Below are 10079 nucleotides of genomic sequence, written 5' to 3' on the forward strand. Positions count from 1 at the left end.
AAAGAAGCCTCAACCTTATGAGTTTTCAGCTTCTTTTTCTATTAGTTCATTGATACGTGAACGTGGTCATAGTGGTTTTCGGTTACGCTACCACGGTCTGGCATTGGATTCCATGTGTAAGCTGGTCCATATTTACTATCGTATGGAGCGTAGAAACGTTGTTTCCAGATGATGTAGTTGATACCACGGCTAGCCATATTTTGAACCGCGTATTCCGCGATTTGATCACCAAGTGCTGAACTCACTGGGACCATAAAGTCGATGGCCAATCCTTTACCATGGTCCCCACTGTCACCAGGACGGTAACCGCTAAAGGATGTAATTCCAAACAAATTGGCAATTTCTTCTTTAAAGGCTGCAGTTTGTGGTTGTAGACCAGCATTCTCAGACTTGGTTACAGCAAGTCCTGCATAATCAGGAACAGCTGGAGCCGAATAAGTTCTTGAAGCCGTTTGGCTTTGCTCTGCTTGATAAGTCAAAGTTGTAGTATCAGAATTTGTTGTTTCTTCTGCTGCACTTGTTCCTGTTGTATCAGCAGGCATTTCAGTTGCTGGAGCAGCTGCTACTGGTGCTTCTGCTGGAGTTGTTGCTGCTACTGGTGCTTCCGCTGGAGTCGTTTCAGCTGTTTCTTCAGCTACAGGTGTTTCTGTAGATGGTGTCTCCTCAGCAACTGTTGCTGTCTCAGAAACTTCTGAACTTGATGCCACTTCTGTTGGTTTTTCAGTCTCTGTTACAGTTGGAGCTTCCTCAATTGGTTGAGAAAGGTCTTCTACTTGAACTGTTTGTTCATCGACTGTCACTTGATTTTTCGTCAAATCAGCTGTCGCAGTCGTCACTTCTTCACTAGCATCTGCTTGAGGAGCTTGGATTTCAACTTCCGTCACCTCTTCTGCCTCATTGACAGTTGTAGTGAGAACAGTATCTGGGAAAATCAAGTCCATATTGGTGATTTTATTCAAATTAGCAAGAACCGTCACATCTACTCCCAAAGCTTCTGCAATCGTGCTCAGGGTATCACCATACTGAACTGTATAGCTTGTTTTGTTGTCCGTTTTAGTCACATCATTTTTAATTTGCTCAACGCTACGAGCAGGCCAAAGGATCTCCTCTGCTTGGGTTGCCAACACAGGTGCAAATGACAAGGCTACTGTAGATGCTAATAATATTCTTTTCTTCATTCTTTCCTATTCCTTTCAAATGAGTACCTGTCTATCATAACACAAAAAAAGCAGAAAAAAAGCCCTCTCGGGCCTATTTAACAGAACTGTCCATTCCTTGTAACAAACTCGATTACTTGAAATAGTTTGTTAGCTTTCTGTCACGCAACTGACACAATTTTTTATTCCCCAGCATCAAAAATGTGGGGAATATCTGCCAACGCTTGAATCCTGTGATTTCCTTCATAAGAAGACTCTAGAAAGTTAATGCTTTGAATGCTGCTATTCTGGGCAAATTCCACATCCAAAATCCGATCCCCTATATAATAGGTATCCCTAGGATCCAACTTATACTTGTCTAGCAGATATGTCGCCGCTTCTGGACTGGGCTTACGCGCAAAACCGCTCTGACTGGTTAGAATCTCTGTAAAATAACATTCCAAACCCAAGTCTCTTAGAATAGCGAAAGCATTGTCCCCCTTATGAGTATAGACAAACTGCTGAATCCCTGCTTGGTCTGCCCAAGCTAGCACTTCACGCGCACCTGGCATCAAAACTACCTGGGCATTCTTCTCAGACAGGCTCTGGGCACGCACCTGATTGAGCACTTCCGCATCCAGATTTCTCTCTTCTGCCACCTGCTCCAGCAAATCCTGCACCGAAAATTTGAGGATAAACTCTCTCACTTTCTCCTTATCATAAGGAATAGCAAACTGAGCAAAGGTCTCCTCAATCCCTGATAAAATCGCTTCGTAAGAGTCCAATAAAGTCCCGTCTAAATCCCAAATAAAAGCTGTTTCTTTCATCTCCTATCCTTTCAAGCTCATATAACGCTGGTAACGGTAACGTAGAAATAACCAGCGAAAACCATTATCCAAAAGTGTCCCTGCCCAAATACCTGGTAAGCCCCAACCAAGCACAAGCCCCATCAAATAAGCTGTCCCTATACGGATACACCACATCCCAATACTTGTCGCATAAAAGGGGAGGCGAGCATTTCCCAAGCCCTGCCAAACTGCCGTATAGATGACTGTCCCTGTCGCCATAGGAGTTCCTAGTAGAGAGAAAAGTGCCACCAAAACGCTCGCTTCGACTGCTACAGGATCGGTCGTATAGAGATGAGTCAGTGGTGTCCCTAAGGCATAGATACTGAGAGTTAAGGGCAACATGAGAAGCAGAGAAAGCCAAAAGGTTTGCTTACTCAAATCATCTACTCTTTCCCAGTTATTCTCTCCAACTGCTCGAGCTACCTGCATGACCGTTGCTGTAGCCACGCCAAAGGCAGGCATATAGTTAAACTGGGTCAAGACTTCTCCGACTGCATTCCCCGCTACTGCCTCCGTTCCAAAAGAGACGACCAAGGCAATGATCACTACATCTCCAGCCCGCATCATGAGACGTTCTCCTGCCGCTGGCAAAGCCAAGGTCAATAGTTCTTTATCTAAAGCAAAAGTCGGTTTCTCAAAAGGCAGTTTTAATTGCGACCACAAAATCACAAGACCGACTAAGCGAGACAAGATAGTCCCCCAAGCAACACCCGCTATACCCATATCAAGGACAAAAATAGCTAGACTTGAAAAAAGAATATTCAAGGCATTGGATAAAAGACTCACATAGAGGGGGAGACGCGGATTATGCGTTGCACGAATCAAGGCGCCTAGACTCGTCATCAAGCCCAAGAGAACAATCGATCCGCCTACCAAAGATAGGTAGAGTCCACCACTCTCGGCCACAGCCTGCTCAGTTCCCAAAAGTCCTATCATCTCTTGCCCAGCAAAGAGCGATAAGGCGCCTAAAAGTGCACTCAGCAATAGGGTTATCTTGAGAGCCTCTGTCACGTGATAAGCCAACTTAGACTGATCTTTCTGCCCCAAACTTTTTGAAATAACGCTGGAAATAGCAGCTCCCAGAGCGATAAAAATCGCCTGGTAAATGGTGATAATATTGCCAGCCACTGAAACACCTGAAATAGCGATTAAGCCCAAGTGAGCGACCAAGTAACTGTCCACCATTCCCATGAGCATCTGCAAAAAGTTTTCACCCATAGCTGGCAATGCAATATTAAGAATCTCTTTATTTTTCTTAAACAATCTCTCCTCCTGATGAAAAGAAACTCAGTTGGTTTCCCAACCGAGTTTACGCCCTCTGTCTTAAAGTCCTAGATAAGCCTCCACCGCTGCTTGCATATCAGCAGCCGCCACTGTTGTTTTATGACGAACCGGAGCTGTTTCAAGGCTATCAACCGCTGGTGGCACTGCCACTCCTGAAATGTCATGTAATTGAGCCAAGGCTTCAAAGTCTGTCAAGCCTGCTTTTCCTGTTACAGCTTCTACTGCAACCACTGGGAACTTGTATGGACTAGCTGTTGATGCAATCACTGTCTTAGTCGCATCACCAGTAGCCACTTTGTATTTTCTATACACTGCTGAGGCAACAGCTGTGTGTGGATCCTCGATGTAAGCATCTGTTTGATAAACACGTTTAATTTCTGTCGCAGTTTCTTCCTCAGTCGCATATTCAGCTGCAAAGAGTTCCAGAATCGCTGCATCAAAGTCTGTCAATTCATATTGTCCTTGTGTACTCAAGGCATTCATGAGTTCAGCCGTCTTAACCGCATCGTTCCCCAAAAGATGAAAAATCAAACGCTCCAAGTTTGAAGATACCAAGATATCCATCGATGGACTAGTTGTTACCTTGAACTCACGTTTCTTGTCGTAAACACGTGTTTTAAAGAAGTCAGTCAAGACATTGTTGTCATTTGAAGCACAGACTAATTTACCAACTGGCAGACCAATTTGCTTAGCATAAAAGGCAGCCAAGATATTTCCAAAGTTTCCTGTTGGTACTGTAAAGTTGACCTTTTCACCAGTCACAATCTCACCAGACTTGACCAACTGAGCATAAGCATAAACATAGTAGACAATCTGTGGTACCAAACGACCAATGTTCATAGAGTTAGCTGATGAAAATTGCAACTTGTTGGTAGCCAATTTTTCACGAAGAGCTACATCATTAAACATATGTTTCACATTTGTTTGCGCATCGTCAAAGTTACCATCAATGGCGATAACATGAGTATTGTCGCCAGTTTGAGTGGTCATTTGCAACTCTTGCACCTTGCTGACACCATCCTTTGGATAAAAGACGATAATTTCAGTACCAGGTACATCCGCAAACCCTGCCATAGCAGCTTTTCCAGTATCACCAGATGTCGCTGTCAAAATGACAATCTTGTTCTCTAAACCATGCTTTTTAGCGGCTGTCGTCATAAAGTATGGCAAGATAGACAAGGCCATATCCTTAAAGGCAATCGTTGAACCATGGAACAATTCCAAGTTGTATTGCCCATCCAGTTTCACCAATGGCGCAATCGCTGGAGTATCAAACTTGCTATCGTAGGCATTGTTGATACAGTAGTCCAACTCCTCTGCAGTAAAGTCATCTAAAAATGCTGACAAAACTAACTTAGCAACTTCCTGGTAAGAAGCATCTTTCAATTTTTCAAAGTCCAAATCTACCTTTGGATAAGTAAGCGGTGTAAACAAACCACCATCCAACGCCAAACCTTGCAAAATAGCTTGGCTGGCAGTTACTGTATTGTTGGCATCACGCGTTGATTGATAAACTAATGTCATGAATCTCTATCCTTTATCTATAGTCTCTTCCATTATATCATGATTTTTCAGAAAATTCTCCCTTTATAAGAGAAATTATAGACCCAATTCTTTCTTCAAAGGCTCTAAGTAAATCATTTCTTGCTTGCCTCTCTTCTCCAGTCCTTCCTCAGCTAGGGTGAGTAAATCTTTAGAAAACTCGAGAACCGCAGCTTCTTCCTGATCTGTAAGTTTTTTCTTAGAAAATTGTCGCCTTAAAGACTTGTAATCACGACCAGCTGTGGTAAAAAACGGAGCCTTTTTCAAATAAGTTTCTAATTGGTCTAAATTAACCAACAATCCCAAGTGAAAGGCAGCAGAAGCAAAAGTCCTATCAAGCGGCTGAGTACACACACTACGAAACTCAACTGTTCCTCGAGTTGTTAAGTCTTGGTACTGGTAACTACGATGAGTTTGGAAATCCTCCTCCTGAGGATAGATCAATACTTCATCCCCATTAAGGGTAAATGCTTGGATTTCAGGTGTAGTCAAATAATCTCTAGCCTGAATCGGATAAAAATAATAGGTCTGCTCATCACGCTCCGCAGTAAAAATCGCAGAGTGATCCAGATAATCAAAAAAATCATCCTCATCTTTAAAGAGTCTAGCATTGACACCTACATTCTCTGGATAGATCCCATGCATAGATTTTTCCCAAAAAATATCTCTCGAAACTTTGGTATCCCAGTCTGCCTCCGAAAACACAGAATTGGCAAACAAATAGGCTTTTGCTGCTTCAATTTGTGTAAAAACATTGATAACACGCAGGTAGTTAGACTTTGAAACATCCAGTTGAACTTGGCTCCCACAGATAAAAGCGCCATATCGTGGATAATCGTGTAAATCCATACCTGGAAGAGTTCTGCTCAACTTCAAATAGTTCATTAACATCTGATAGCGGGGATAAGCCACTGGTTGATTCTCATTCTTCTCCCAGTAGGGATGGATTCCAGAACCAACTATGGCATGATTTGTTTCACCCAACTTTTTCTGAATCAGATCCATGTAGTCTCTAAAACGCTCCTCAACCTCTTGAATGGATTTAGCCCTACCAAAAGCAAACTCAACGGTCGTATAAGCAACTTCAAATAAGATTGTATCCTGACTGACCGGATCTAGTAACTGAATTGGATTGCCAAAATCATCAACTTTCTCAACTGTAAACTTCAGAATAGAAGATAAATACCGAAACAGTTCCTTAACAACCTCAATATCCGTAGCCTTACCCTCTAAATTTACAACAGGATACTCCAGCTCAACCCCAATAAATAAATCTGGGTTCTCTTTTATATTCTTTAAATAACGTTTCTTTAGTAGTTCAACAGACCGAGACATTAATCACCAAACTCTTTCATAATCAAAATAAATTGTGAATAAGTAATATTATACCAAAAATACACTAAAAATGACTAGAATAAGAAGAAAAAGATCATTCATCAGTTATCTGTACTTAAAGAAAAATATCAAAATCTTCACTAAATCAAAAAACAAGGTCCGAAAACCTTGTCTTTCATACTATACCGGTGGCCGGGGTCGAACCGGCACGTCCTTGCGGACACTGGATTTTGAGTTCCATAACTACATTATTTAAATCTTACAACCTTGATTTAATAGGGTTTTAAGCCTTTTGAAGCTTGCAAAATAGACTCATTTTTCAAATTTTAGTAACTTTTTGGTAACACTCCATACCGTATCGTTCTAAGAGCATCATCAGAGAATAGACGATATGTCCCAATAGGTTATATTCATCCAGAGGTATTCGAGACACTTGTACGATTATTTGAGGTATATGGAATATTAACAAACTAGACATAAATTAGGTCTAATTTTTGTATAAATGACTCTAATATTTTTCTTTTAGATAATTCCTAAAGTATTTTTTACTACTCTAATACCATCATCAATACTTCCGGCATACTGAATGTTTTGTTTAGCTTGGTCGATTTGAAAATCTGAAACAAATGTTCCTGGTGTCAAACTTTGACTATCAAATCCATTCGAAACTATAAACGTGTATTTCCCAGTCCAATCTTTTTCAACAGTTAATGTAATCATTTTATTTTCTCCTTTAATTAGGGTAAGTGTTTTTTTTATTATAACAAAAATAACTCTTTAGCCCAAGAATTTGATAATTCATTTTCTAACAAAACTTTTTCTTGCCATATACCAGAATATTTTAAACCACAATCTTTAGCAGAATTTTTATGATTCCCATTTATATTTTCAGGCATAAGCGCTGGTATCTCTTTCCATACACTTCTTGATTTACCATTCATTGTTAATACTCTGTCATCGTGAAAATTAAAAGTTCCATATCCTTTTTCTTGAGGTAAAAATGATAAGTTTTCACTTGGGATATAAAGCATATTTGATTGCAAATTACTCATATGGTCGCAAGAATGAGGATGAAATGGATACATATTTTGCAGAGATTCTTTATCATTCATCATATTACCAATTTGCAAATAACCATAAATGATATTTAGATCCGGGGCATCTTTTTTAAAATGCAATGTTCCGTTGTAAATATCTCCTTCGGTTTGTCTAAACCATCCGAAAAATAGAAAAAGATCGCCGATAGAAACATTTTGATTTCTTAATAATCCCTGTGAGCTTTTAATTTGACCAAATGCTGCTCTCCAGTTAGAAACAGGAGTATTCCTAAGATTTCCTCTTATATCTGGATCAAGATGACAATTATAATGATTTGTTTTATCTTCTTTCCCTTTTAGTTGTCTTAAGATATCTGAAAATAATACTCCGTTATAGTTTAAGTCGTCAAAAGAGATACTATCAAACTTGGCAGGTATTGGCAATGAAAGTAGCGTCCCGTCAGGTAATATAGGACTCGGGATGGAACCATTAGATGAATCAAATCCCTTTCTTGATAAAATTATTTTCACAATTCTTTTCCTCGTATAAAGAATGGATGATAGGGCAAATCCATTACTTTGTTTTGTGAACCTAGTATAGTTTCAGCAAATTCCATTAATTCTAACACATCAGTAAATCTCTCTTCCGAATTATAAAATCCATTTTTAGCATTCCATCTTGGGAATGGTTTCCCATTCATTCTTGCTCGTTCTCCCATCGGAAAAAAGTCTAAAATTTCTTTAGGAATTTTAAGTGGAGACTTACCAAAATAATTAAAACGGTCTGCAAGAATCACTATTTCATTCATAAAACTTGATTGGTTTAATCCATTCTTTTCAATCAGCCATTGATAAGTATAAGCATCTCTTCTATTATTAGATTTTGGAGAAAGTAAATATTCTTTCATTGTTAAAATTTCACTAATTTTAGCAACAAAAATTAGATGATTATATTTTGGAGTGATAAACATTCCTTGATCATCTCTCCATTTTTTCCCATCATTTGAATGCCCTGCTACAGCCATTATGTAAGCATCTACAGACTTAGAGTTTATTTTATCCGCCCAGTTCTTTTTAATATTCCTTCTTAACTGAAGCATACATCCTCCTTCGGTAAGAAGATGAGGAGTTGTATCATAATTTTCTGTAAAGACACAAGGATTGATACCATAATCATGAGTCATTCTATAGCAGTAAAAAATGGTTTGTTTGTCCACTCTTTTACCTCCTTCTCTCCAAAAGTTTTTGTATTCTAATTAAATATAGTATATCAAAAATGCTCTGTTGATGAAAGGGATTATACTCTTTTGTAAATACATGCTGAAGATAGTTTAACGTTCGGATAACCTCAAGGAATAACAATTACAAAAAATATGATTGATAAGAAGTTTAAGCAAATACTAGAAAGGGATAAAGATTTAAAGAAAATAAGAATACATGATTTGAGACACTCTCATACATCATTACTTATAAATCAAGGAGAGGATTATCTTGTTGTCAAAGAAAGATTAGGACACGCATCTATTACAACAACAATTGATACTTATTCTCATTTGTACCCTAGCAAACAGAAAACATTGGCTAATAAACTTGATGATTTATTTTAAAATGGAAAAATTGGTAACTCAACAAAAACTGATAAAAAAAAACAAGGCCCGAAAACCTTGTCTTTCATACTATACCGGCGGCCGGGGTCGAACCGGCACGTCCTTGCGGACACTGGATTTTGAGTCCAGCGCGTCTGCCAATTCCGCCACGCCGGCAAATAGTAACTGGGGTAGCTGGATTCGAACCAACGCATGAGGGAGTCAAAGTCCCTTGCCTTACCGCTTGGCTATACCCCAATAATATAAAATAGGCGAGTGATGGGGATCGAACCCACGCATGCCAGAGCCACAATCTGGTGTGTTAACCACTTCACCACACCCGCCATAATCATATTAACACGGGCAGTAGGAATTGAACCCACACTGAAGGTTTTGGAGACCTTAGTTCTACCTTTAAACTATGCCCGTAACTAAAGTAATGGAAGGGGAGGGATTCGAACCCCCGAACCCGAAGGAGCGGATTTACAGTCCGCCGCGTTTAGCCTCTTCGCTACCCTTCCAAGTTATAAATAAAATATGGCGCGAGACGGAATCGAACCGCCGACACATGGAGCTTCAATCCATTGCTCTACCAACTGAGCTACCGAGCCAAATTGCGGGAGCAGGATTTGAACCTACGACCTTCGGGTTATGAGCCCGACGAGCTACCGAGCTGCTCCATCCCGCGTTAATATAAAAAGGAGGATGTGGGATTCGAACCCACGCACGCTTTTACACGCCTGACGGTTTTCAAGACCGTTCCCTTCAGCCGGACTTGGGTAATCCTCCAATAAATAGTCCGTACGGGATTCGAACCCGTGTTACCGCCGTGAAAAGGCGGTGTCTTAACCCCTTGACCAACGGACCATATTTATAAATGGGCACGAGTGGACTCGAACCACCGACCTCACGCTTATCAGGCGTGCGCTCTAACCACCTGAGCTACGCGCCCAAGTTTAAAAAACTTGGTAATTGAACAAAGTTCAAAGCGGGTGACGAGAATCGAACTCGCGACAACAGCTTGGAAGGCTGTAGTTTTACCACTAAACTACACCCGCTAAAATGGGAGTTAACGGGATCGAACCGCTGACCCTCTGCTTGTAAGGCAGATGCTCTCCCAGCTGAGCTAAACTCCCTCGAGCTAAGCGACTTCCATATCTCACAGGGGGCAACCCCCAACTACTTCCGGCGTTCTAGGGCTTAACTACTGTGTTCGGCATGGGTACAGGTGTATCTCCTAGGCTATCGTCACTTAACTCTGAGTAATACCTACTCAAAATTGAATATCTATCAAATACCAAGAAAACCTCA

At 40.4% G+C, this 10079-nt stretch carries 8 protein-coding genes, 12 tRNA genes, 1 rRNA gene and 1 pseudogene; 1 reads left to right on the forward strand and 21 read right to left on the reverse strand.

Features of this window, described 5'->3' with window-relative positions:
• Nucleotides 1-41: 41 nt before the first annotated feature.
• From D8852_RS09040 to D8852_RS09075, 8 genes are all read right to left on the reverse strand, one after another.
• Entirely contained in the window at nt 42-1178 is a 1137-nt protein-coding gene (locus D8852_RS09040) for a LysM peptidoglycan-binding domain-containing protein (protein WP_125425906.1), read from the reverse strand.
• A gap of 161 nt (nt 1179-1339) precedes the next feature.
• Complete coding sequence (locus tag D8852_RS09045) at nt 1340-1963, reverse strand: HAD family hydrolase (RefSeq protein ID WP_125425908.1); 624 nt, start codon at nt 1961-1963, stop codon at nt 1340-1342.
• Nucleotides 1964-1966: 3 nt separating this feature from the next.
• Nucleotides 1967-3247 carry an MATE family efflux transporter gene (locus D8852_RS09050; protein WP_125425910.1) on the reverse strand — a complete coding sequence of 427 codons (1281 nt, stop codon included), beginning with the start codon at nt 3245-3247 and terminating at the stop codon, nt 1967-1969.
• A gap of 60 nt (nt 3248-3307) precedes the next feature.
• Nucleotides 3308-4792, reverse strand: coding sequence for a threonine synthase (gene thrC, locus D8852_RS09055; protein WP_125425912.1), 1485 nt, complete (start codon nt 4790-4792; stop codon nt 3308-3310).
• A gap of 75 nt (nt 4793-4867) precedes the next feature.
• Nucleotides 4868-6145 (reverse strand): gamma-glutamylcysteine synthetase, encoded by a 1278-nt coding sequence (locus D8852_RS09060; RefSeq protein ID WP_125425914.1) that lies wholly within the window; start codon nt 6143-6145, stop codon nt 4868-4870.
• Nucleotides 6146-6667: 522 nt separating this feature from the next.
• Nucleotides 6668-6865 carry a hypothetical protein gene (locus D8852_RS09065; protein WP_093587021.1) on the reverse strand — a complete coding sequence of 66 codons (198 nt, stop codon included), beginning with the start codon at nt 6863-6865 and terminating at the stop codon, nt 6668-6670.
• 38 nt (nt 6866-6903) lie between these two features.
• Complete coding sequence (locus D8852_RS09070) at nt 6904-7713, reverse strand: hypothetical protein (RefSeq protein WP_093587019.1); 810 nt, start codon at nt 7711-7713, stop codon at nt 6904-6906.
• A complete protein-coding gene (locus tag D8852_RS09075) occupies nt 7710-8366 on the reverse strand; it encodes a hypothetical protein (protein ID WP_093587083.1) in 657 nt (218 codons plus the stop codon). The genes D8852_RS09070 and D8852_RS09075 overlap by 4 nt, the downstream gene beginning before the upstream one ends.
• Nucleotides 8367-8537: 171 nt before the next feature.
• Here D8852_RS09075 and D8852_RS09080 point away from each other — a divergent pair.
• Nucleotides 8538-8789, forward strand: a pseudogene (locus tag D8852_RS09080) (tyrosine-type recombinase/integrase); the annotation flags it as partial.
• A 72-nt stretch (nt 8790-8861) separates the two neighbouring features.
• Here D8852_RS09080 and D8852_RS09085 read toward each other — a convergent pair.
• From D8852_RS09085 to rrf, 13 genes are all read right to left on the reverse strand, one after another.
• Nucleotides 8862-8945 (reverse strand) — tRNA-Leu (locus tag D8852_RS09085).
• Between the two features lie 9 nt (nt 8946-8954).
• Nucleotides 8955-9026 (reverse strand) — tRNA-Gln (locus D8852_RS09090).
• Nucleotides 9027-9039: 13 nt separating this feature from the next.
• A tRNA-His gene (locus D8852_RS09095) sits at nt 9040-9112 on the reverse strand.
• Between the two features lie 14 nt (nt 9113-9126).
• Nucleotides 9127-9197 (reverse strand) — tRNA-Trp (locus tag D8852_RS09100).
• An 11-nt stretch (nt 9198-9208) separates the two neighbouring features.
• Nucleotides 9209-9289, reverse strand: a tRNA-Tyr gene (locus D8852_RS09105).
• Nucleotides 9290-9306: 17 nt separating this feature from the next.
• A tRNA-Phe gene (locus D8852_RS09110) sits at nt 9307-9379 on the reverse strand.
• A gap of 3 nt (nt 9380-9382) precedes the next feature.
• Nucleotides 9383-9456, reverse strand: a tRNA-Met gene (locus D8852_RS09115).
• An 11-nt stretch (nt 9457-9467) separates the two neighbouring features.
• Nucleotides 9468-9557, reverse strand: a tRNA-Ser gene (locus tag D8852_RS09120).
• A gap of 6 nt (nt 9558-9563) precedes the next feature.
• A tRNA-Glu gene (locus D8852_RS09125) sits at nt 9564-9635 on the reverse strand.
• 11 nt (nt 9636-9646) lie between these two features.
• Nucleotides 9647-9720 (reverse strand) — tRNA-Ile (locus D8852_RS09130).
• A 35-nt stretch (nt 9721-9755) separates the two neighbouring features.
• Nucleotides 9756-9826 (reverse strand) — tRNA-Gly (locus D8852_RS09135).
• 5 nt (nt 9827-9831) lie between these two features.
• A tRNA-Val gene (locus D8852_RS09140) sits at nt 9832-9904 on the reverse strand.
• A 4-nt stretch (nt 9905-9908) separates the two neighbouring features.
• A 5S ribosomal RNA gene (gene rrf / locus D8852_RS09145) occupies nt 9909-10024 on the reverse strand.
• Nucleotides 10025-10079: the final 55 nt, after the last annotated feature.

It is taken from the genome of Streptococcus mitis, from assembly GCF_003942695.1.
GTDB lineage: Bacteria > Bacillota > Bacilli > Lactobacillales > Streptococcaceae > Streptococcus > Streptococcus mitis_BD.